This is a genomic window from Metabacillus sp. GQ13, assembly GCF_059758525.1.
In genome coordinates, this window is sequence record NZ_JCAXET010000034.1 from 1 (window position 1) to 24,101 (window position 24,101).

Annotated in this window: 23 protein-coding genes and 2 tRNA genes; all 25 read right to left on the minus strand. The window is 36.2% G+C overall.

The window, feature by feature from the left end; all coding sequences use genetic code 11:
* Window positions 1-364: 364 nt before the first annotated feature.
* A complete protein-coding gene (gene lysS / locus AC6CHR_RS24445; RefSeq protein WP_498251780.1) occupies window positions 365-1,864 on the minus strand; it encodes a lysine--tRNA ligase in 1,500 nt (499 codons plus the stop codon).
* A 211-nt stretch (window positions 1,865-2,075) separates the two neighbouring features.
* Window positions 2,076-3,077, minus strand: a complete 1,002-nt coding sequence (dusB, locus tag AC6CHR_RS24450; protein ID WP_498251782.1) for a tRNA dihydrouridine synthase DusB — start codon at window positions 3,075-3,077, stop codon at window positions 2,076-2,078.
* 20 nt (window positions 3,078-3,097) lie between these two features.
* Complete coding sequence (locus AC6CHR_RS24455; RefSeq protein WP_498251783.1) at window positions 3,098-3,301, minus strand: helix-turn-helix domain-containing protein; 204 nt, start codon at window positions 3,299-3,301, stop codon at window positions 3,098-3,100.
* Window positions 3,253-3,780, minus strand: a complete 528-nt coding sequence (folK, locus tag AC6CHR_RS24460) for a 2-amino-4-hydroxy-6-hydroxymethyldihydropteridine diphosphokinase (protein ID WP_498251784.1) — start codon at window positions 3,778-3,780, stop codon at window positions 3,253-3,255. Before folK ends, AC6CHR_RS24455 begins: the two co-directional genes overlap by 49 nt.
* Complete coding sequence (folB, locus tag AC6CHR_RS24465; RefSeq protein ID WP_498251806.1) at window positions 3,777-4,139, minus strand: dihydroneopterin aldolase; 363 nt, start codon at window positions 4,137-4,139, stop codon at window positions 3,777-3,779. The genes folK and folB overlap by 4 nt, the downstream gene beginning before the upstream one ends.
* The gene (gene folP, locus AC6CHR_RS24470) at window positions 4,132-4,989 is read right to left on the minus strand and encodes a dihydropteroate synthase (protein WP_498251786.1); all 858 of its coding nucleotides are present in this window, start codon (window positions 4,987-4,989) and stop codon (window positions 4,132-4,134) included. The genes folB and folP overlap by 8 nt, the downstream gene beginning before the upstream one ends.
* 8 nt (window positions 4,990-4,997) lie before the next feature.
* Entirely contained in the window at window positions 4,998-5,858 is an 861-nt protein-coding gene (gene pabC / locus AC6CHR_RS24475) for an aminodeoxychorismate lyase (RefSeq protein ID WP_498251787.1), read from the minus strand.
* A 4-nt stretch (window positions 5,859-5,862) separates the two neighbouring features.
* Window positions 5,863-6,447, minus strand: a complete 585-nt coding sequence (gene pabA / locus AC6CHR_RS24480) for an aminodeoxychorismate/anthranilate synthase component II (protein WP_498251807.1) — start codon at window positions 6,445-6,447, stop codon at window positions 5,863-5,865.
* 10 nt (window positions 6,448-6,457) lie between these two features.
* Window positions 6,458-7,876: an anthranilate synthase component I gene (trpE, locus tag AC6CHR_RS24485; RefSeq protein WP_498251788.1), complete on the minus strand. Its 1,419-nt coding sequence runs from the start codon at window positions 7,874-7,876 to the stop codon at window positions 6,458-6,460.
* A 327-nt stretch (window positions 7,877-8,203) separates the two neighbouring features.
* The gene (gene cysK, locus AC6CHR_RS24490; protein WP_498251789.1) at window positions 8,204-9,127 is read right to left on the minus strand and encodes a cysteine synthase A; all 924 of its coding nucleotides are present in this window, start codon (window positions 9,125-9,127) and stop codon (window positions 8,204-8,206) included.
* A gap of 92 nt (window positions 9,128-9,219) precedes the next feature.
* Complete coding sequence (locus tag AC6CHR_RS24495; protein ID WP_498251790.1) at window positions 9,220-10,137, minus strand: peptidyl-prolyl cis-trans isomerase; 918 nt, start codon at window positions 10,135-10,137, stop codon at window positions 9,220-9,222.
* A 21-nt stretch (window positions 10,138-10,158) separates the two neighbouring features.
* The gene (gene hslO / locus AC6CHR_RS24500) at window positions 10,159-11,037 is read right to left on the minus strand and encodes an Hsp33 family molecular chaperone HslO (RefSeq protein ID WP_498251791.1); all 879 of its coding nucleotides are present in this window, start codon (window positions 11,035-11,037) and stop codon (window positions 10,159-10,161) included.
* 148 nt (window positions 11,038-11,185) lie between these two features.
* Entirely contained in the window at window positions 11,186-11,977 is a 792-nt protein-coding gene (locus AC6CHR_RS24505) for a type III pantothenate kinase (RefSeq protein ID WP_498251793.1), read from the minus strand.
* A 307-nt stretch (window positions 11,978-12,284) separates the two neighbouring features.
* Window positions 12,285-14,216 (minus strand): ATP-dependent zinc metalloprotease FtsH, encoded by a 1,932-nt coding sequence (gene ftsH / locus AC6CHR_RS24510; protein ID WP_498251794.1) that lies wholly within the window; start codon window positions 14,214-14,216, stop codon window positions 12,285-12,287.
* A gap of 174 nt (window positions 14,217-14,390) precedes the next feature.
* The gene (gene hpt, locus AC6CHR_RS24515) at window positions 14,391-14,927 is read right to left on the minus strand and encodes a hypoxanthine phosphoribosyltransferase (RefSeq protein WP_498251795.1); all 537 of its coding nucleotides are present in this window, start codon (window positions 14,925-14,927) and stop codon (window positions 14,391-14,393) included.
* A 22-nt stretch (window positions 14,928-14,949) separates the two neighbouring features.
* Window positions 14,950-16,332 (minus strand): tRNA lysidine(34) synthetase TilS, encoded by a 1,383-nt coding sequence (gene tilS / locus AC6CHR_RS24520; RefSeq protein ID WP_498251797.1) that lies wholly within the window; start codon window positions 16,330-16,332, stop codon window positions 14,950-14,952.
* A 398-nt stretch (window positions 16,333-16,730) separates the two neighbouring features.
* Window positions 16,731-17,777 carry a serine/threonine protein kinase PrkT gene (prkT, locus tag AC6CHR_RS24525; RefSeq protein ID WP_498251798.1) on the minus strand — a complete coding sequence of 349 codons (1,047 nt, stop codon included), beginning with the start codon at window positions 17,775-17,777 and terminating at the stop codon, window positions 16,731-16,733.
* Window positions 17,746-18,480: a vWA domain-containing protein gene (locus AC6CHR_RS24530; RefSeq protein WP_498251799.1), complete on the minus strand. Its 735-nt coding sequence runs from the start codon at window positions 18,478-18,480 to the stop codon at window positions 17,746-17,748. The genes prkT and AC6CHR_RS24530 overlap by 32 nt, the downstream gene beginning before the upstream one ends.
* Window positions 18,481-18,621: 141 nt before the next feature.
* Window positions 18,622-21,102 carry a stage II sporulation protein E gene (gene spoIIE, locus AC6CHR_RS24535; protein WP_498251800.1) on the minus strand — a complete coding sequence of 827 codons (2,481 nt, stop codon included), beginning with the start codon at window positions 21,100-21,102 and terminating at the stop codon, window positions 18,622-18,624.
* A 363-nt stretch (window positions 21,103-21,465) separates the two neighbouring features.
* Window positions 21,466-21,537: transfer RNA gene (locus tag AC6CHR_RS24540), tRNA-Glu, on the minus strand.
* 10 nt (window positions 21,538-21,547) lie between these two features.
* Window positions 21,548-21,624 (minus strand) — tRNA-Met (locus AC6CHR_RS24545).
* Window positions 21,625-21,799: 175 nt separating this feature from the next.
* Window positions 21,800-22,243, minus strand: a complete 444-nt coding sequence (locus AC6CHR_RS24550; RefSeq protein ID WP_498251801.1) for a S1 domain-containing RNA-binding protein — start codon at window positions 22,241-22,243, stop codon at window positions 21,800-21,802.
* 163 nt (window positions 22,244-22,406) lie between these two features.
* The gene (locus tag AC6CHR_RS24555) at window positions 22,407-22,775 is read right to left on the minus strand and encodes an FtsB family cell division protein (protein WP_498251802.1); all 369 of its coding nucleotides are present in this window, start codon (window positions 22,773-22,775) and stop codon (window positions 22,407-22,409) included.
* Between the two features lie 11 nt (window positions 22,776-22,786).
* Window positions 22,787-23,422 (minus strand): spore cortex biosynthesis protein YabQ, encoded by a 636-nt coding sequence (yabQ, locus tag AC6CHR_RS24560; RefSeq protein WP_498251804.1) that lies wholly within the window; start codon window positions 23,420-23,422, stop codon window positions 22,787-22,789.
* Window positions 23,419-23,730 (minus strand): sporulation protein YabP, encoded by a 312-nt coding sequence (gene yabP, locus AC6CHR_RS24565; RefSeq protein WP_498251805.1) that lies wholly within the window; start codon window positions 23,728-23,730, stop codon window positions 23,419-23,421. Before yabP ends, yabQ begins: the two co-directional genes overlap by 4 nt.
* Window positions 23,731-24,101: the final 371 nt, after the last annotated feature.

Here is a 24,101-nt window from a genome sequence, read left to right on the forward strand (position 1 = left end):
CCAATAAAGTGTTTGATATAGCTCTTAAAAGTTTAAAACATTTGTACTATTATATAGTACTCTTTTGTTAATCGAAATTAACGTTGGCACGCTTGGTTTTGTTTAGTTTTCAAAGATCATTGTTGTTTGGAGCAACTTTATTATAATAACAAACTATCTATCATTATGTCAAGAAGTTTTTTACGTTATTTTTTAAAGCTTGTCACCTGTTTCGCGGCAACGTATTCAAATATAACACCAATCTATTTATATAGCAAGCTTTATTTTAAAAATAAATAGCCATCATTATATTACAACTAAAAGATCGCCAACCACTACTGTTAAAACAAAAACCCCCTGCAATAGCAGAGGGTTTACCTTAAACTTAACGGTGTCTCATTTGAGGGAATAACAATACATCGCGAATCGACGGTGAATTAGTTAAAAGCATAACTAAACGATCTATACCAATTCCTAAACCACCCGTTGGCGGCATACCGTACTCTAAAGCTTCTATAAAATCTTCATCCATCAGATGTGCTTCATCATTACCAAGTTCTCTTTCTTGTAGTTGAGCTTCAAATCGTTGCTTTTGATCAATTGGATCATTTAATTCAGTGAACGCATTCGCATGTTCACGTGCAACAATGAACAACTCAAATCGATCAGTGAAACGAGGGTCTTCATCATTTTTCTTAGCCAATGGAGATATTTCAACTGGATGACCGTAAATGAATGTTGGTTGAATTAACTTTTCTTCAACTTTTTGCTCAAAGAATTCATTAACGATATGTCCATATTGCATATGTTCTTTAATTTCAACGTTATGCTCTTTAGCTAGCGCTTGGGCTTCTTCTATAGACATCTCATTCCAAAAGTCAGCACCTGTGTATTCTTTAATGGCATCTACCATATGAAGTCTAGTCCATTTTGGCTCAAGGTTTACTTCATATTCGCCATATTGAACCGTTGTTGTTCCTAGTACTTCTTTAGCTATATGAGCAACGACATTTTCAGTTAGCGCCATGATATCTTGAAAATCCGCATATGCTTCGTACAGTTCAATCATAGTAAATTCAGGGTTATGACGTGTAGAGACGCCTTCATTTCTAAATACTCGGCCAATTTCATACACTTTTTCAAGACCACCGACAATTAATCGTTTCAAATGTAATTCAATCGCAATTCGCATGTATAATGGCATGTCCAACGCGTTATGGTGAGTGATAAACGGTCGAGCTGATGCACCACCAGGTATGGAATGCATAGTTGGTGTTTCTACTTCTAAATAACCCTGGTCATCAAGGTAACGACGCATTGATTGGATAATCCTACTACGAGTAATAAATGTCTTTTTACTTTCTTGACTCATGATTAGGTCAACATATCTTTGACGATAACGTTGCTCTATATCCTTCAGACCATGGAACTTATCAGGTAAGGGGCGAAGTGATTTAGTTAGTAGTTCAAAGGCTTTTACCTTAATTGATAATTCGCCTACTTTTGTTTTAAATACAACTCCTGTTACACCTACGATATCTCCTAAGTCTGCACTAGTAAATAAATCATATGCTTCCTCGCCAATTGCATCTTTACGAACATAAATCTGAATTTGGCCAGATAAATCTTGAATGTGCGCAAAGCCTGCTTTTCCTTTTCCTCGCTTTGTCATGATCCGTCCCGCTATTGTAACGGAAGTTTCATTTTCTTCTAGTTCTTCTTTTGATATTTCATTATAGCTAGTATTAATTTCTTCTGTTTGATGCGTTCTCTCAAAACGTTTACCGAACGGATCTAACCCTTTTTCTCGTAAATTATGTAATTTTTCTCGTCTTACCTTTAGTTGATCATTTAATTCTTCCGGATTTAGTTCATCGTGACTCATCTATATTACAACTCCAATCTCTTACTAGAAATAGCAGTGTATGCATCTGGATCAATATCTAGTTAGTCAAATCCCTAATTCGATATCCATTATCAGGCTACCGCAAACTATCGTTCTAGTTTAGTATAAATACCCAAATCAAAAAGCAGAAAACTGCCAGGAGAACCGGCAGTATAACAGTAGCAATACGTCAATCATTCAACTTATTTAATTACCCTACTTGAATAGAATTTTGTTGTTTTGTTTCCATTTCCAAAACAAACTCATCCAACAATGTAACAAACTCATCTCTAGTATTCATTAAGTTGATCTCATTTCTTACTTTCGCATTACCTCTAATACCTTTTAAATACCATGCAGCATGCTTTCTCATTTCACGTACTGCAATATTTTCATTTTTCAATGCAATCAAACGATCAAGGTGGAGTTTACAAACCTCCATTTTTTCACGTACACCAGGGTCATCCATCAATTCTCCAGTTTCAAGATATTTAACTGTACGATAAATCATCCAAGGGTTTCCAAGTGCAGCTCTACCGATCATTACACCATCTACACCTGTTTCATCAAGCATACGCTTTGCATCCTGGGGGGTTGCAATATCACCATTACCAATTACCGGAATCGATACTGATTCCTTTACTTCTTTAATGATATCCCAATTAGCCGTTCCTTCATACATTTGAACGCGTGTACGACCATGTAACGCAACAGCCTTACCGCCTGCACGTTCTATAGCTTGTGCATTTTTCACTGCAAAAATATGGTCCTCATCCCAGCCCATGCGCATTTTAACTGTAACTGGCTTATCTACAGCTTCAACTACAGCCGATACCATCTCGTAGATTTTAGTAGGATCTAATAACCATTTTGCTCCAGCATCACATTTTGTAATTTTCGGCACTGGGCAACCCATGTTTATATCAATAATATCAGCTGTTGTATTTTTATCAACAAATCGAGCAGCTTCTACTAAAGTTTCTTTTTTACCTCCAAATATTTGAAGGCTTAAAGGTTTTTCACGTTCATCAATGTAAAGCATGCCCATCGTTTTTGCATTGTTATATAAAATAGCTTTATCACTTACCATTTCAGCACACACTAAACCTGCACCAAACTCTTTAACCGTTAGACGGAAAGCTGAGTTACAAACACCAGCCATCGGTGCTAATACGACTCTGTTTTTTAACTCAATCTCACCAATCTTAAACATTACACCTTACCTCCTTTCCTTTAATTTGGGGTTAACTCTTCAACTGTTATATTTAATGCTTTAGCTATATCCTCGATAAATTGCTTATTGGGTTCACGATTGCCTCTTTCTATTTCGCCTAAAACAGAAACAGAAACTCCAAGATCTTTTGCGAAACTTTCTTGGGTAAAGCCTTTTAACTTTCTAAAAGCGCGAATACGTCTACCCCATTTTTCTGCTTCCATATTCGGACTCCTTCTTTATCTGATAAATGCTCTATGATAGACAATAATGATTCTTCTATTGTAGGTATGCTTATGTCTTTGTCTAATTCATATAAAGGAATTAAAACAAAAGCACGTTCATGCATTCTTTCATGCGGAATAATTAATTGTTCTGCTTCAATATTTTCATGATTATACAGTAAAATGTCAAGGTCTAATGTTCGAGGCCCCCATTTTAATTCACGCTTCCGATCTAAATGCTTTTCAATATCTTGTAGAACATCTAGTAGTTCAAACGCTGATAGATCGGTATTTATCTTTATAACCATGTTTAAAAATTCTGCTTGATTTGTGTATCCAATTGGGTCCGTTTCATAAATAGAGGATAAATCTACCACTTCAATTGCTGGGTGAAGTTGTATTCTTTTTATTGCTTTAGTTAAATATTCTTCACGATTACCCATATTAGAACCTAATGCTATATATACATCTACCTTCATGTTCTGCCCCTTTTAATTTCAACAGCCACTTCTTTATAGTGTCCCGGGATTGGAGGATCAGGCTTTATCATTTTTATTGTACAATTATCAATATGTTGATAAGTTGCTAAGATTTCCTTGGAAATTTGTTCAGCGACAGCTTCAACGAGCTTGAATGGTTTACCTTCTACAATCCGTTTACAACAATCATATAGTCCAGCATAATTGACCGTATGCTCTAATTCATCAGTATCTCCTGCGCGTTTTAAATCTAGTTCTACTACTAGATCCACTCTAAATCGTTGACCGAGTTTGTTTTCTTCTTTAAAAACTCCGTGATATCCATAAAACTCCATACCATTAACATATATTTTATCGATGGCGTTGTCCTCCCTTTCCAAGCATCGCATCCATCATTTTAACCATCCTCGACATCTCCAAAACATCATGAATTCGTATGAATTGACAGCCTTTTTCGATTCCTACACAAATTGTTGCGCCAGTCCCCTCCATCCGCTCATTAGGAGGTAAATCCAAAACTTGTCCAATAAACGATTTTCGCGATGTACCTAATAATACAGGATAACCAAGATGTACAAAAGCATCTAATTGACGCATAACGCTTAAATTATCATCAAAAGTTTTTACAAATCCTATTCCCGGATCCAGTATGATTTTCTCATCTTTTACTCCAGCTTCTTTAACAATAGTAACAGACTCCAATAAGTCTGTTATCATATCAGGAATTAAATCATTGTAATTTAGATTATTTCGGTTATGCATAAGAATGATTGGAACATCATAAAAAGCCGCTACATTTGCCATATCGGGATCAGCTTTTGCTCCCCAGATATCATTTATTATTGTTGCTCCCGCTTTTATTGCCTGTTTAGCAACTTCAGCCTTGTACGTATCGATAGATATTGGAACGTTTATCTCTTTTGAAAGCCTTTCAATTACCGGAACGACTCTTTTTATTTCCTCTTCGACTGATACCGGTTGAAAGTTCGGTCTTGTGGATTCACCGCCTACATCAATAATATCCGCACCATGCAAAATCATTTCCTTAGCATGTGATACAGCGCGCTCAATATCGATATATTTACCCCCATCCGAAAAAGAATCCGGAGTCATATTTAAAATTCCCATAACCTGTGTTCTTTTACTATAATCAAGCTTATATGGACCACATTCTATTATTTGCTGCCTTGTCACTAGTTCCATTCTCATTCAATCCCTTACATATCGTCTATACTCAGTAGTTTTGTCCGGTATTGATTATATAACTCATTTAATCTTTGGATCATTATTCCATTACTTCCTTGAAAGACATGATTGTTGATTGTTTTTATCGGAATCATTTCTTGAGAGGAATTTGTGATGATGACTTCTGATGCATTTAACAAATCCTCTTGTAAAAAAAACCCTTCTTGGATTGGTATTCCCAACAATTGCAAACAATTCATCGTAAACTGCCTTGTAATCCCATTTAAAATGCCTGTTTCTAAAGACGGTGTATACATGATTTCATTCTTCATCCAAAATATATTAGAAACGACACCTTCCGCAACATAACCTTGTTCTGTTAAGAAAATTCCTTCTAGATCTGGAGTATCCTTGAGTTCCCGTTTCCCTAAAATATTATTTAAATAGTGATGAGATTTCAAACGACTCTTTCCTTCAGGAGTATTTCTCCGAAGTTGTAAGATTGCTGCATGCTTCTCTGTCCTTTGAATATCCGGTGCCTTTCTTAAGAAACATAGGACATTAGGAGATTCATACGATTGCAACAGCTTACCAACTCCACCATTTCCTGCCGATATATTAAACCTTACTGTTACATCCTCATTCTCACAATGATTCATTTGAATTAATTTCTGAAGCATATCTGATACTTCATTTACGTTTATCTTATATGCAATCTCTAATTCGTCGATTGCATGTTGAAGTCTATTTAAATGATCATAGAGCAAAAAAGGGAACCCCTTATACACTCTAAACGTTTCAAAGACACCTATACCATAAAGAAAGCCATGATCAAATGGAGAAATCGTGGCTTCTGTATCCTTTATAAACTGCGAGTTACAATAGATATACACCGTATTAACTCTCTTTTACTAAATTATAAGTCGTAATAAAGTTCTTCAATAGCTCTTTACCAAATGACGTCATAATTGATTCAGGGTGAAATTGAACACCTTCTATAGGTAATGTTTTATGTCGAATTGCCATAATTTCATCTTCATCTGTCCAGGCAGTTATCTCTAAACAATCAGGTAACGTTTCCTTCTTTACAATCAATGAGTGATAACGCGTAGCCGTAAATGGATTCTCCATATCTTTAAAAATCGATTCCCCGTTATGATTGATTTCAGAGGTTTTACCATGCATCAAACGTTCAGCACGGATTACGTCACCACCAAAAACTTGGGCAATTGATTGATGCCCTAGACAGACGCCAAAAATTGGGATTCTTCCTGCAAAGTACTTAATTGCTTCCATACTAATTCCTGCTTCATTTGGGCTACAAGGACCAGGAGAAATCATTAAAAATTGCGGATTTAATTGTTCGATCTCGGAGATGGTGATCTCATCATTTCGCTTTACAATCAATTCTTCTCCAAGCTCACCCAAGTATTGTACTAAATTAAACGTAAAAGAATCATAATTATCAATCATTAAAATCACTAAACTCACCTCAACTTAATAGTATATTCTCTTCTTTACTCAACTCAATTGCTTTAAGTATTGCTTTTGCCTTTTTCAAGGACTCTTTATATTCAAAATCTGGATTGGAATCAATGACAATCCCAGCACCAGATTGAACATACCCATATCCATCCTTCGCCAATAGCGTCCGAATAACGATATTAAACTCTATATTTTCATCAAAGCCTATCCAACCTATTGAGCCAGTATATATTCCCCGTCTTGTCGGTTCTAACTCCTCAATAATTTCCATCGTTCGTACTTTCGGTGCTCCTGTTATTGTACCACCTGGAAAAGTTGCTTTGATAATATCTGCATAATTAGCATCAGCTTTTAATGTACCTTGAACATTTGAAACGATATGCATGACATGCGAGTACTTCTCAATAACCATAAATTCATTAACATGTACTGAACCATATTCACATACGCGTCCAAGGTCATTACGTTCAAGATCGACAAGCATTACATGTTCTGCTCGTTCTTTCTCATTCCTAATCAATTCATTAGCAAGCTTTTCATCCTCTTCTTCACTCTTCCCTCTTGATCTTGTCCCAGCTATTGGGCGAGTGCTTACTGAGGTACCTTGTTTCTTTACCAGTAATTCTGGTGATCCACTGACAATTTGAAATTCAGGAAAATGCAAGTATGCCATATATGGTGAAGGATTAACTTTTCGCAATGTCTCATATATTTTTATCGGGTTGCTTTCTAACTGAAAATGACGTCTGACAGATAGATTTACCTGAAATACATCACCTTGTGAAATATATTGCTTTATTTGATCAACTGCCTTTACAAACGAATCCTTTGTAAAGGTAAGTGGAGATTGTAATGTTGGGTCTTTGTCTGCTTTTACATGAATGACTGACTTTGATTTGTTTGTCCAGATCTCCTTCATCTTTTGCAGCTTCTTTTCGGCAAGACTTCGCTCTTTTTCCTGATAATAGTGTGTGATAAGCCAGAGTTTTGATGTTTCATGGTCAAATACAGCAATATCATCAAATATCAAAAAGTATAAATCAGGTGTATCCAAATCATCCGTTGCAATACTAGGTAGTTTTTCAAAGTATCTGACACAATCATAGCTAAAAAAACCAATAGCTCCACCTTGATAATCTGGTAAGTTTGGGTTCGTTTCTGTTTGATAGCTACGCATCCACTCACGAAATCGATCCAGTGGGTTGCCTTCTAAAACGGTTGTTCCTTGTTTATCTGATATAAAAATCTGGTTATCTTTTCCTTTAATCGTAGCAAATGGCTTAATGCCAGCAATACTATATTTACCACCGCGGCCACTTTCTAAAAAAACATGCTTATCTTCATCGATTGTTATATTCTTATACTGTTCAAAAAAGTCCTCTTGGTAATCTATCTCTATACCTACGGATGTCCTATGCTGTTGCATGACCAAATCTCTCCTTTAACACTCATCCTTACATTTTACATAAATAACATGGAGAAATCATATCATATTTATTTTCAAACAAGGATCTTTCCTATAAGTAGGTAGTAAACTTCCTCTGAAAAAGGAACTTTGTATCTGTTGAGTCCTTGAATTGAAACTATTCCATGGATACTAAGTTCAGAAACTATTTACCACTACACTAAATATACTTTACACGTTTCTTAACTACAATAAGACTTTTTTAACTTTTAAAAAAATATAAAAAAGAGGCCGACTGTTTTTAGTCAAACCTCTCTTTATCTATATTACTCGGTTGTCTGACCGGTATCAATCATATTGATATAAAGGCGTGCTTAAGTAACGTTCTCCATTATCAGGAATAACAGCTAACACTTTCTTACCTTTACCTAATTCTTTTGCAACTTTCAAAGCCGCAAAAATTGCCGCACCTGATGAAATACCACCTAGGATACCTTCTTCACTTGCAGCTCTTCTAGCAGTGTCGAAAGCTTCTTCGTTTTTGACTGTTACAACTTCATCAAAAACATTAGTATTTAAAATATCTGGAACAAACCCAGCACCAAGACCTTGAAGTTTATGCGGACCTGGTTTTCCACCTGAAAGTATGGCAGAATCAGTTGGCTCTACAGCATAAATCTTAATAGATGGATAGTTCTCCTTAAGAACAGATCCAGCACCAGTAATTGTACCACCTGTACCAATACCAGATACAAATCCATCAAGTTGATCACCCATTTGCGCAACAATTTCCTTACCTGTAGTTAGACGGTGCACTTCAGGATTTGCTTCGTTTTTGAATTGTTGGGGCATAAAGTAACCATGCTCTTTAGATAACTCTTCTGCTTTACGAATTGCTCCATTCATTCCTTCGGCTCCAGGTGTAAGAATAAGTTCGGCACCGTAGGCTCTAAGCAAGTTTCTACGTTCAACACTCATTGTATCAGGCATGATCAATACAGCCTTAAGACCTTTCGCAGCCGCTACCATAGCAAGGCCAATTCCAGTGTTACCACTTGTAGGTTCAACGATTGTATCTCCTGCTTTTAAATCGCCATTTTTCTCTGCGGCTTCAATCATTGCAAGACCAATACGATCTTTAACACTACTACCTGGATTAAAATATTCAAGTTTTAAGTACACATCAGCACTATTATCATCTACTAGTCTATTTAACTTTACAATTGGTGTTTCACCTATTAATTCATGTATAGAGTTTGCTACGCGTGACATATTATTCCTCCCTATTCCGAGTAATTTTATTGGATTTATAAGTAATATAACAATTTTTTAAAAAATTGTCAAAACATTTTATGCTATTTGCACTACTTTTTTACTTGTTCATCCCCATAAAACCAAGTGACACCAACCTCATCCCAAAGTGGGTCAACAGACACAGATCCTTCCATTTGCTCAAGAGCAATTTGCCTTCGAATTTGCCCCTTCACATCTTCATAACTATAGGTTATACCTTTAAGTTTCTCTTTTAATAAAATCACTGCATAACCTGAATCAACCTTGATTGGAGTACTCCATTGCTCTTCATTTAAAGTAGGAACAACCTCTAAATATTCAGCCGGAATATATTCATTTCCCTTTGAGACAAAGCCGATATCTCCTCCTGAATTGGCTGAAAATTCATCAAGTGATTTTTCTAAAGCTAACGCTTCAAAGCTTGAACCACCTTCAAGTTCTTCAATAATCATTAATGCCTCTTTTTCACTTTTCACAGTAATTTGAGCAAGGCGATACGATTCCTCAATGTTATATAAATCCTTATTACTATTATAAAAGGCTTTAATGTCTTCTTCAGGAACGGTTACATCTCTTGTAAGCAGCTCTTCAAGTAATATGCTATAACGAATTTGGTCTTCCCAATTCTCTTCATTTCCTAACTGTTCTTCATCTAAAGAATTGTACATTGATTTATAGACAGTTAATTCTCGCTCAATTACATCATCTGAAACAGTAATCTTGTGCTTTTCTGCTAGCAGTTCAACTACTTTTCCATTTATTAATTCCTTTAGCGTATCCTTACCAAAGCGCGACTCTAGCTCTGCCATCCATTGTTCTCTAGTAATGTCTACTTCATCGATAGTTGCAATTACCTCACTCGTATTACCTGATCCAGAAGCAGGAACACCATCACGATCCCTATTCATAAAAAAAGCAACTGTCATACAATTTATAATGACTAAGCACAAAACAATACCCCATATAGCCTTTTTTTTCAATTTCTCCAACTCCCAGCGAGCGCTATTTTTTTAGCCTTTCGCTTCTCTTTTTAGTTGTTCTAAGTCTTCCCTAGTTAACAGATAAATCTCATTGCAAAAGTGACACTGCGCTTCTGCTTTACCATCTTCATCAATCATTGATTGGATTTCATCTGCCCCTAAGCTTACAACTGCATTCTCTATTCGTTCCTTCGAACATTGACACTTAAATGCAACTGGTACCTTTTCTAATACCCTAACATTCTCTTTCCCAAGCACTTCTTCTAGGATTTCTTCTGGTGTGAGACCCCGCTGAATTAATTTTGAAATTGGCTCTATTTTACTAAGACGTTCTTCAATCTTTGTGATTGTATCGTCGTCTGTCCCTGGTAACAGTTGAATGATAAAACCACCAGAAGCTAGTATTGAATTATCGGGATTGACTAGAACCCCTACACCAACAGAAGATGGCACCTGCTCTGAAGTGACCAAATAATAGGTAAAATCCTCACCCAGCTCACCAGACACAATCGGTACTTGTCCAGAAAAATGATTCTTTAAACCTAAATCCTTTACAATCGTTAAACTACCTTCAGTACCAACAGCTCTAGCAACATCAAGCTTTCCCTTTTCGTTCAACTCAAAATGTGTTTGTGGATTTGTTACGTATCCACGCACTTCTCCCTTCGAGTTACTATCAACTAGGATTGCTCCTATCGGTCCGCCGCCTTCGATTTTAATTGTTAACTTATCTTCACCCTTTAACATTGAACCAAGCATTACACCGGCAGTCATTGATCTTCCTAGTGCTGCTGAGGCTGTCGGCCATGTTTGATGCCTTCTTTGAGCTTCAGAAACAGTATCTGTCGTCCTTGCTGCATATGCTCTAATCTTATCGCTATATCCTAATGCCTTTATTAAGTAATCCATGAAGTTTAGACTCCCTTCAACTTCTAAAATGCTCGTTATAAAAGTTCCCTTTTTACAAAGGTTAACGATCTATTATCTGTCTTTTTTTAATCTTTACCCTAATTAACGTGTGTTGACTTTTGAAAATTCGTTTAGAAAAAGCTTGTTGTTACTTTTCTTCCGTTCCAAATTCCTTTACTGCATTACGCTCATAAATAAGCTTAAGACCCCTTAATGTCAAAAATGGATCAACAGTGTCTATACAATCTGACTCTTTTGCTATTAACGATGCTAGCCCTCCTGTTGCAATGACGGTTGGCGCCTCTTTTGATTGATTTTTAATTCTTTTTACAATACCTTCTACTTGTCCTACATATCCAAACAATATCCCAGCTTGCATTGCACTCACTGTGTTCTTTCCGATAATATCATCTGGCCTCGTAATTTCAATCCTAGGAAGCTTTGCCGCTCTGGTATACAACGCTTCTGTTGAAATACTAATACCAGGTGCTATCGCACCACCCATGTATTGATTTTTTTCATTTATGTAACAGTATGTAGTTGCTGTACCAAAGTCTACAATAACAAGCGGACTACCATAATCATGTATTCCTGCAACAGCATTTACGATGCGGTCAGCTCCAACCTCACGCGGGTTTTCATATTTAATATTTAAACCAGTTTTAATTCCCGGTCCAACGATTAACGGTTTTATCGAGAAGTATTTCATACACATTCTTTCTAGTGCAAACATAATAGGGGGAACAACGGAAGAAATGATAATTCCTTCTATTTCGGAGAAAGTAAGCTCTTCGTGTTCAAACAAACCCTTAATTACCATACCAAATTCATCTTCTGTTTTATTACGGCTTGTTTCAATTCTCCAATGATACTTTAACGTCTCATTGTCATATACGCCTAATACAGTATTAGTATTCCCAACATCCAATACAAGAATCAACATGATCACCACTTATTCTTACTAATTTTTTCATTTTCCGTACCATTTTAACATATTAAGATTATCTAATCCTATGTTAATGCCTTTATTCCAGAAGATAAACTTGATATATCTCTTTATTCTCCTAGCCAAAGCTATAAATTATACTAATTTGCTTTCATTTCTATAATTGATATTGTAAATCCTCTCAAATTTTCCTAAGAGCACATAACTAATAACGGAAAGGAAGTTGAGAAAAGGAAGAACTATCTCCATATGTAAACAAAAAAAGACCGATGGCATGTTTATGTGCCATCAGTCCTTATTTTTACGTTTGATCAGATGTATCGTCATCATTCTTTTTTGATTGAATAGTAACTTTCACATCTTCTGTTTTCGCATCATTGCTATCACTCTTAACAACTGGGCGATCTGGAAGCTTCCCATGTTCCACTAAGCCTTCTATTTGCGCTGCATCCAATGTTTCAACTTCTAATAATGTTTGAGCTATTAATTCTAACTTATCACGATTTTCAGTTAAAATTTTACGAGCACGTTCGTAGCTTTCTTTAATGAGACGTTGAATTTCCATATCAATTTCATGAGCAATTGCATCACTATAGTTTTGTTCGTTATGAATATCGCGACCTAAGAATACTTGGCCACCTGAAGGTTGACCGAATTGTAATGGGCCAAGTTTGTCACTCATTCCATACTCTGTAACCATTTTTCTGGCAATACCAGTCGCTCTTTGGAAGTCATTATGAGCACCCGTACTCACTTCTCCAAATACGATTTCTTCGGAAACACGCCCACCAAGTAAGCCTGCAATTTTATCAAGTAATTCAGGTTTCGTCATAAAGTATCTATCTTCTCTAGGAAGCATGACAGCATAACCGCCAGCTTGACCACGAGGAACAATTGTTACTTTATGAACCATATCAGCTTCATTAAGTACAGTACCAATAATGACATGTCCTGCTTCATGATAAGCTACAATATTTCGCTCTTTCTTAGAAATGACACGACTCTTTTTAGCAGGACCTGCAATAACACGATCAGTTGCTTCATCTATGTCATCATTATCAATTTTCTTTTTATCACGTCTTGCAGCAATTAACGCTGCTTCATTAAGTAGGTTTTCTAAATCCGCACCTGAGAAACCTGGAGTACGAGCAGCAAATGCCTTTAAATCAACAGATTCATCAAGAGGCTTATTACGAGCATGTACTTTTAACACTGCTTCACGGCCTGTCACATCTGGTCGATCAACCGTAATTTGACGGTCAAAGCGGCCTGGACGTAATAATGCCGGGTCAAGAATGTCAGGTCTGTTAGTAGCTGCAACAATAATAATACCTTCATTTGCACCAAAGCCATCCATTTCAACTAGTAATTGGTTTAAAGTCTGCTCACGCTCATCGTGACCTCCGCCTAAACCAGCTCCACGTTGACGTCCAACTGCATCAATCTCATCAATGAAAATAATACATGGTGCATTCTTTTTCGCGTTCTCGAATAAATCACGAACACGAGATGCTCCAACACCAACAAACATTTCAACAAAGTCAGAACCACTTATAGAAAAGAATGGTACTCCTGCTTCACCAGCAACTGCACGAGCTAGTAAGGTTTTACCTGTACCAGGAGGTCCTACTAATAAGACACCTTTAGGTATTCTTGCTCCTAGTTCAGCAAATTTACGAGGGTCCTTTAAAAACTCAACAACCTCTACTAGTTCTTGTTTTTCTTCATCAGCACCCGCTACGTCTGTAAATCTAACTTTTTTCTTCTCTTCACTATAAAGCTTAGCCTTACTTTTCCCAAAATTCATCACACGGCCTCCGCCGCCTTGAGCTTGGTTAAGTAAGAAGAAGAATAAAATAAAGATAATCACAAATGGAATGATTGATGTAAAAAAGGTAACCCATCCACTCGTTTCCTCAGCTGGTGCAATATCGATTTCTACTTTATTTGCTTTAGCAGCTGCGTCCACTCGATTTAGCCCTTGTTCTGTTGGTATATATGTTAAAAAGGATTCATCTTCTTTATAATCCTTCATTGTACCACTTACTTCGAATACACCTCGAACCGGCTGTACGGTTATTTCTTCTACATTTCCATTTTCCAAGTTAGAAATGAATTCATTGTACGTTAATTGCTCCGTTTTTGGGTTACCCCCTGTAAAGAAGCTAACAACTCCAATTATGACTAAAAATATTAGTAAATAAAATATGGTATTACGGAAGATCCGATTCATTCCTTACCTCCTCCCACAGTAAACACGACTATATTAAATAGTATCATAGTAAATCAAGCTAATACAACAATTTAGACTACTATTCGCACTGTTTGTTTTAGTTGGATTTTTCTTAATAAATTTTGGTGCTTTAAGTGTTGAAAATATCAATTCATCTTTTAGATATTTAAGTGATTATTGGTATATTTCTGGTTTTAATACTCCTATATAAGGAAGATTTCTGTACTTCTCAATGTAATCCAGTCCATAACCAACAACAAAAGCATCCGGAACTTCAAAACATACATAATCTGCTTGAACATCTGCTTTTCTTCCAGTTGGTTTATCGAGCAATGTAACTATTTTAATTGATTTGGCTTTACGGTATCGAAACAGTTTAACTAAGTAGCTTAATGTTAGGCCACTATCGATAATATCCTCAATGATTAAGATATCTCTTCCTTCTACCGAAGTGTCAAGGTCCTTAATTATCTTTACCTCTCCTGATGAAACAGTGGATGTACCGTAACTTGAAACATCCATAAAATCCATTTCTAAGTATGTATCAATGCTCTTTAAAAGGTCACCCATAAAAGGCATAGCACCTTTTAATACACCAATAGCTAGTGGAAAACGATCTTTATACTCCTCAGTTAAGGTCTTACCTAGATCTTTTACTTTTGCTTGAATTTGTTCTTCAGTTACTAAAATTTCTTTGATATCTTGTCTCATTAAATATGTGCCCCCTAGAAGATTATAGCTCCTTATACTGTAATACTACATATTCATCCTCATTAGCACTATCAGCTTCAAAAATTGACTTTTTCAACCCAGGTACCCAAAGAATGTTCCCATCCCCGTCTTCTACTATAGGCCATGAATATCGGCTATGTAATGGAACTTTTTCATCGATAAATATATCTTTTACCTTTTTCCTGCCGTTCATGCCTTTCAATTTAATTTTATCTCCCTGTATCCTAGTTCGAACAGTTATAGGTTTGATTATGTTCCTATAATTCAATAAAAATGTATTATTTCCTTGTTCAGTAGAAGAAAGATTTCCTATGGTACATGTTAATACATAACCATTTGGTAGTTTTAACACGGAAGGGATATCAAGATCGTAACTGTAATTCTCTACTTTTTTATGTTCAAAAGTAAACAAACAACTATGATAAGATTTAATTACTTTGAGACCACCTGGGTAATCAAGTGAACCTGATGGGTGTTCCTGCGAGAGTAATGTCAGTAAACTCTCAATATGTATTGACGAAAGAGAAGCTGGAATATTTTCATATAGATAATTTAATATTAGTTGAATCCCTCTTCTTTGTAAAGGTAAAGGTAGGCTTTCAAATCGATTGATATCCATTTCTATTACTGACTTTTCTTTTCTTTTCAATACTGTATTCATTTGTTGCTTCGTTAATACCTGTAAATACGTTTCATCCTCTAATAAGGTTTCACTAAAATATTGAAATCTTTCATGAACAAGTGGATTTTCACTTTTTAGAAAGGGCAAAACCTGATGTCTAAATCGATTTCTAGTATAATCTCCCTTTTCATTACTTGGATCAAACCTAGGCTTTAATTGCTGCTCCTTACAATACCTCAATAGTTGTTCCTTTGTAGTGGTTAACAAAGGTCTTATGATAACCCCGTTATGAAAATTACGTTTTAACTGCATACCCGCAAGTGATTCACCAGTTGCCCCTCTTACCATTCTCATAAGGATTGTTTCTACCTGGTCATCGCCATGGTGACCAAGAGCCAGGATCTTCGAGTGATATTTATCTAATACCATTTTAAAAAAATCATATCTACAATCTCTTGCAGCTACTTGGGTGCTTAGTTGATGCTTAGTTGCATAAGTTGTTACATCAATTTGAATAGCTTCACATAACAGATCATTTTCTTTACAATACTCAATCACAAAAAGCATTTCCTCTTTAGATTGTTCCCCTCTGAACATGTGATCCACATGTGCCGCCACTATTTTTAAATTCCATTTCTTTTTCATGTGACCTAGCAAATGGAGCAAAGCTAAGGAATCAGGGCCACCTGATACACCAACCACTATTGTTGAATCTTTTTCGATTAATTGATATTTATTAATAAGGGCATTAAAATTCTCCACTTCTTCCCCCTCTTTTGCATAGGCTCATTTCTGAAGGTTCTTTTCTTGAAAGAATGTTGTTTTCCATACAAAGGACCCATGTACACATTTTAGGTATATCTTGGTCCCTTTTCGCAAAATCACTCTGATATCCATCTGGAGAGCACAAGATAGGCATTAACAAGAAAAATAAAGCTATGTACGAAATTAAGAAAACAGACTTTGCATAGAAATCGAGTTTAACATTAGCTTATTTAAATATGCATATACTACTTTTTGACTCTTACTAGGCATATTTGAAATAAAACCGCTTTACTACTCCCTATATCCTACCATTATTTCGAAAGAAACAACAAAAGGTAGGCTCCCGTTCACATATTCAACATATTTATTTACCTCTGAAAAAAGAATGATAGCCATCACATTAAATAATGATAAATATATAAGGAATAAATCAAAAACACACCTAGTAATATGACGATTGTCTCTAATACTCCACTTGATTTCTTCCTCATTTTTGTCTGCTTGATTTGTTTCCTTGTTTGATTCGGTTGTTTTGATTTAGAGCGTGGAATTTTGCCAGAATGACTTTTGGACTTAGTTGAAGTAGTTTGAGATATGTTCGTTTTCATTCCAGACGTTTTTTTGTTTGTTTCAGAAGCTAATAACTGAACAAAATCATTTTTCATTTCGATCGCACTTGTGTAATTCCCTAATAGTGCATTTTTTAAAACACTTTTATGTTTAAACAAAAAGGGGTGGTTATCGATCACCTCAAATAATTGATCTCTTTGGTCCCCTTCTCCCTTTCTCGTAAAACGCTTTGGTAAAGCTGCATTAACAAGAATCATCGCTACAGAAAATAGATCATAGGACGGTTCAGCTTTTCGTGTACCCAGTCCCCAATACCCTCGATCAAAAAACTCCGTAAATTCCTTTATAGACCTTCCTTGTTGTGTTGTTCCACCTACATCAATACATCTAACTTTAGGAGGGGGACCAGCTATAAGTAAATTCTCTGGTTTTAAATCACCAAATACCCATCCTTGACGGTGAAGTTTTTCTAGGTTAGAAAGCAGTTGTAATACTAAGACACTAGCCCATTCAATACCTCTTTCCTCGATGAATTCAAGGAAATTATTCCCTTTTACATACTCCATTACATAAAATGGTAAGATTTTTTGGTGATCTACCTTCCAATCATCTACATCAAGCAAAGAAGGTCCAAGAGAAGTACCTTGGACCTTAGAAAAACGCTTTAGCACATTTACCTCTGAAGTAATTGCCATGTTGTTATCACTCAGTTTAATAGCTACTAGACCATTCCCGCTATCTGCTAAATACACATTTCCTGTTGCTCCCTGTCCAAGTAGCCTTATAACTGTATAAATATCACCATTCCACTTGCCTTTAATCACAGTCCCTGAAGTAAGATTACATACCTGTTTCATCGTAGTATTCTTCACTTCTTAATAGATTTCTATAAGAACGTTTTTTCTTAAAGTGTTGAAGGGCATCTCGTATTGCCGGTCCAGTTGGCGTAATCCCCCCTGTTGATAACTTAGGAAAGATTGACGATAATGTTTCAAGCTTAGGAGTCCAATCAAGAACCTGTTCTACTTCACTCTTTTTCCCAGGAAATACTGATACTGAAAATTTATTATCACCTATTCTTGAATTAAGACTAATCGAGAGGTCTAATAAAGCTTCCTTTACTGTAGGGAGTTTCGGCTTCATACTCGCACTTGTATCTACTAGAATAAGAACATCTAAACTAACCGTTTCACCTAGTTCATCGACAACCTCCATAACTTCTCCTCTTTTTTCGGGAGGTAATTCTTCCATAGATGTATGCTTACCTAATATTTGTTGCAATTCCTTATTAACAACACCTTGTAACGTTTGTGTCATAGCCTTTCTTGTTACCATTTGCACTGTTTGGGAAAGCTGCTGCGCATAGACAATTTGGTGTACACCACCACCTGACATGGCGATGCCTTCAATTTCTTGTATTGCCTCTTGGTCTAAAATATTTTCATCTGTTACACCGATTACATTAACAGTAATCCCTTGTTCCTGTGCTAATGCAGCCATTGCGATTGGGTCTTCTCCTTGATTTGAACAGCCGTCTGTTATTAATAAAATTTGTTTTAAATGGCCCTTTGTCATAATTATCCTCCTAGAGAGAAATATAATTTTCTATATTTCCCTAAACCTGTCTCTAGTATGTCTAGTAAGACACAGAATAGAAAAATACATTAATATTATCATCCTCGCCAGAAGGGTATCGTTTTATACTCTAGTTTAATCTTAACCTATTTTCTCTGATTGGTACTTTGCAACTGGGATACTTGCCCATTTTGGTGTATTATGCTCAATTGAAGAAACGACAACAGTCATATCATCTTCAATGTTTCCAGATCTCGTTCTAATAACTTCTTCCATGATAAGATCTGCTACTTCCTGAGGGTCTTCTGTCTTGATTTCGCTAATTTTCCGCTTCATCCATAAATCATAATTCTCTACATGTTTTGGGCCTTCAAAAATCCCATCACTCATCATGATCAATAAATCCCCTGCCTTTAGCTTTTCTCCAACTACATCAACATCAAAATCATCAATAATACCCATTGGTAGATTGCTAGCCTGAATTTTAATGATCTTATCACCACGTTTAACAAAGCTAGGGGTGGAGCCAATTTTCAAAAACTTACTACTACCATCTTGAAGGTCTACTATAGCTAAATCTAAAGTTGAAAAAATTTCATCCGTTGTTCTTAGTGACAGAATCGAATTTATCGTTTTAATCGCTACTTTTTCTTCGATACCTGATTGTAAAATTTTCTGAAGGAGTTTGATCGTCTCGGTGCTTTCAAAGTGGGCTCTTACCCCATTCCCCATTCCATCACTAATGGCAACAGCATACTTACCAACACCCAAATCAATCATCGAATAACTATCCCCTGAAACTAACCCCCCACCTTTCGCTGCATGGGCTACACCTGTTTCAATCCTGAATTTTTTTGCTGAACCGAATGAAACATGACAATAGCCATTCGGATAATTTGCGCATTCCTCATTCTTTACAATGACTGATTCCTCTAAGATGTCCGATAACATTGGAGCAATAATTTTTTCACATTCTCCATGTCCATTACAAAACGGTATACTCATTTCAATATCAACATCACCTTGTTCAAGGCTATAAATATCTACATTCACAATTTCAATGCCAAAGTTTTGTAAGGCATCTAATATTTGCTCCTCCTGAACAAAGTGATTTTCTCGTTCTCTTTTGATCTCCTTAGAAAAGTCCTCCATTACATGTGATACACCTAATAATTGTTCAGCTACTAATCTTCTGCTTTCTTGAACTTCTTTCTTAAGCTTTTGATTTGCTTGAAAGTAATTTATTTCTTGCTCAATTGCCTCTTCTACTTTGCTTGCTCTTGAACAGTGGCGGCTAAAGTCTTTTTTTAATTTAAGATTGTTTTCATAAGTGTTTCCCTTTTTTTCTTGCATAATTGCCTGCATATAATCATATGTTTTATCAAAGTTATCTACCCAGCACTTTTCCTTCTTATAGCAATGTTGGCACGTGCTCTCTGTAATACTACTTAGGAAAAGATCTGTTTCCCTTTCTTCATCAACTGGTTCTTCCTTACTGTAGAATGTTGCAAAACTCTCTGATAGCGCTTGAAAAACCTGAGAAAATTGATCAACTCTGTGCGCTGTCACATCCCGAATCTTTCTAACATATTGTTGCTGTTCCTGTGCATGTTCTGCTGTACCAGGAATATGCTTGGCTAATCTTCCGGTGATCGCCTTCGGTGTTAATAGGAATAGCAGAATAGCGATCAATGATTCAATTAATGTAATCATTAAATCCGCTGAACCCTGACCATACAGTGAAATGAGCACAGAGCCAATTAATAGACCGACAGCTGTACCTATCTTTTGACCTTCTCTTAATAGACCACCTAACAACCCTGAAAAAGCTAATAAGCTCATATGATATAAATTCCCGACATTGGCTAGGCTAAGAATTAACCCTGTTACAACACCGACTGTACTTCCAATACTCGAGCCTCCAATAAAAGCAAATAAAAGGACAATGTATCGGGAAAAAATATGCTCCGCTTGGAGATTTTGAAATGAAACGCCAACAAGTCCTGTCATAACTGAAGCAAGTAAGATCATAATACAAATGATTTCTTCAACTTTAAGTGTTTGTTTGTATTTTCTAGCAGATATAAGCGGAATACTTTGAAGAAATATTAATGTTAAAATAAATGAAAGACCAGATTCAACACCTGCCATCATATAATCATATAAAGTTAACGAAGACTTTGTAGCGAATGTATACCCGATTCTTGTTAATGCAACCGTCCCAAAAATGACAAATGGCAATATCTTGAGTTGATCCTTAAACACATACGAAGATAGTCTCTTAATAATGAGAAACGCAATAATTGACATCACAGTTATTAGGGAAACCTCAAATGAAACAGTAATTCCCCCTGCTAATAGCGCTAATCCAGCGAGTAATGCTTTATCCCTCCTCATTAGTAAAACAGCACCAAAGAATGGCAATGCAAATGGTAAAATTTCCGATAGAATGATCGCTCGTCCCAACAAGAAGCCAATTATTATATACACAAGACCTTTATGCAAGAGGAAAAGTTGTACGCTTTGAGAAAATCGATGAAAGAGTCGATTGACCGCATGTTGGGTTTTCCCCATGCCTAAATCCGATATAGGCTCCATTAACCTTCTTTCCAATTTTTCCATGTTCATTCCCCCACTTATTCATCATGTTTATCATTATAGCTAAGGTTTGAACAAGATTTTGTCAAAAGGAGGGAGTTTATTCCAAAAATAGTTCGACTGATTTTGAAAAATGCGACAAATATCTAATTGATATGAAGTTTTTTATTAAAGCTTTCGTCAAAAATGCTAGATTATAGCTCAGTCCAGTTAGGAAAATGTCTTTTTGTAGGAAATTTTTCAAAAAAATCTATACGACATATGAATGACTGAAGAAATGCGCAGAAGAACAACAAAAAACTAGTTGCTAACGATAGCAACTAGTTTTTTGTTGAATTTTGAAATGGGTATCTTTCTATCCACCATTTAGTTATTCATGTTATTATATGACCCGTACGGGAATCGAACCCGTGATACCGCCGTGAAAGGGCGGTGTCTTAACCGCTTGACCAACGGGCCGTTATAAATATGGTAGCGGCGGAGGGAGTCGAACCCACGACCTTTCGGGTATGAACCGAATGCTCTAGCCAGCTGAGCTACACCGCCATATTTGTTAGCATCTTCTTAAGGCACAAGATATATAATACAATCGATTTTTGAATTCGTCAATAAATAATTTGTTTTCTTTCAAACTCCTATAGATTTATTTAATTCATAGAAAAGGAAGTTATCATAAAAATGATCACTTCCTTTTCTATAGACTATATATTAAAGCAGCAGGCTAGCCTCTTTTAGCTCCTCGACCACCGCGTTTAGACTCGGTATTGCGCTTCAATGAAGACAAGCGATCTTCGCTATCCTTTAGGAAGCGGTTCATTTTTTGCTCGAAGTTTTCCTTAGGCTGGCTACGGAAATCATTTCCTCTTTGTCTTGGACGTTCTGAATTCCTTGAACGGTCTGTACTTCTAGGTCGTTCCGGACGTTCTGGACGCTCTATTGTCTTTTTAATAGATAGACCAATCTTACCATCTTTTTCTACATTGAGTACCTTAACAGTTACTTCGTCTCCGACTTTTAAGTGATCATTAATATCCTTCACATAATTATCGGCAACTTCACTGATGTGAACGAGACCAGTTGAGCCTCCCGGAAGTTCCACAAACGCTCCAAATTTAGTAATTCCCGTAACCTTACCCTGAACCTTGCTGCCAACTTCAATCGACATAAAAATAATGCTCCTCCTTAAACAAATAAAATCCATTCGAATCTTCCTATATTATACATAAATAAAGGTTGTTTTCGCAATGATTGTTGTTTTTCTTACATAGCCCGGCTAACAGCAACAATCGTTTAGAAAAGAGCCTAAATAACAAATCTGTTATCAAAGGCTAGTCTTTTATATTGAAGATAATTTCATTATCATCAGATAAGAAGTAATCTCTTCTTGCAATTTTTGCAATATATTCATCATCATTAAGCTTAACTATTTCTTCCCTTAATAATTTCTCATCTTTTTCAAGTCCGGCCAATGTCTCTTCAAGTTTCTTCTGTTCTGTATTTTTTTCTTCTATAGCACTCGATTGGCTTATTACGGTTGTTATCATAACAACAGAGGAGACTATGGCTAGAAGTCCGAAAATCGTAAGTCTTCTTAATAAACCTCTTTTACGTCTTTTAGAAAGTTGTTGTTGCCTTTCCTGTTGTTGTATATATTGTGATTGTAATTCAGTGATTTTTCTCGTTCTCTCTAGACTCATACAAACCCTCCTTACTTTTTCCATTTATGTAGCCACCACGTTCTTACTTTTATCAATACATTCTTGATTTTCCGGATAAATCCTGCTATTCTCTGGCTATTTTCAATAAAAAGATTCTTAATTGGTCTTGGAATCAGCTTCAATAACAAAATGAATATAAATTTAAACGGGGCTAATAAGATTTTAACCAATATATATAGAAATTGAAAAGTCATTTTTAACAATCTCCATAAAAAATTCATCACACCTAATAAAATCACGATGAGAAACTGTACTAAGCTTACAATTGGTCTTATTAGCATAACACGACCAATCGTTAACATAAAGCGGTATATGCTAAGGCTTGTCTGTATTAATCGCTCAAGAATATTTAAATATAGCCTCTTTAAGAGACTTTGATAGGTAGCATATCCACATAAAACAGCTAAGAAGATATAAACCCGTAATTCTCCCTCATTAACAAGCAGTAGTATATAAAAAAGGATAAGACCTTGAACAACCCAAAACATAAAATCATTAATGAAAACGACCCATCTAGCCCTGATAGGCCGCTTTAAAAAGCGACCATATGTATCAAGAGCTACTCCAATCCAACCACCTATTCCAGCCATCGCTAACATAGTATAAAATTGTGTGGTCAAACTCATTTAAATAACTTGCTAAAGAGCCCTTTAGCTTTCTCCCCATGGTGCTCATCTAAATAAATAAGATCATAAATCCTGCTACCTTTTATCGCAACTATACCCTTGTCTACATCAAGATTTTTCATCTGAAGATTCTGCCCCCGGATAGCTAATGCTCCCATAACTGTATCTAACAGAAACTCCTCATTATCAAAACTCTCAACTTGTTTTACTCCAGTAATCTCTAATAACTTTCTTCCCCTCATGGTCACATCATGCTCTTGGACCGTTCCTTTATGGACAGACGAATTATTATCATAGTATTGATTCATGGTCTACCTCCGCATTCTAATAAAGGATTTTCTTCTACATTTGTATGTAAAAAGAAACCACTTTAGAACAAGCTATATAGAAAAGCAGAAGGCGCCTGCTTATCGGCGACAAGCATAAGACAAGTCGGCCGGAAGGTTGTTCTTCACCTTCTGGACGAATTGGCTTATGACTCGAGCCGATGGCGCCTGGAGCTAGACAACATAGAAAAGCGGAAGGACCTCGGTCAACTCCGACAAGCATAAGACGAGAAATAATAGAAGACGTTCTTTGTCTTCAATTATTTCTTGGCTTATGACTCGAGGAGTTAGGTCCTGGAGCTAGACAACACCGAAAAGCGGAAGCGCCTTGTTCAGCCCCGACAAGCATAAGA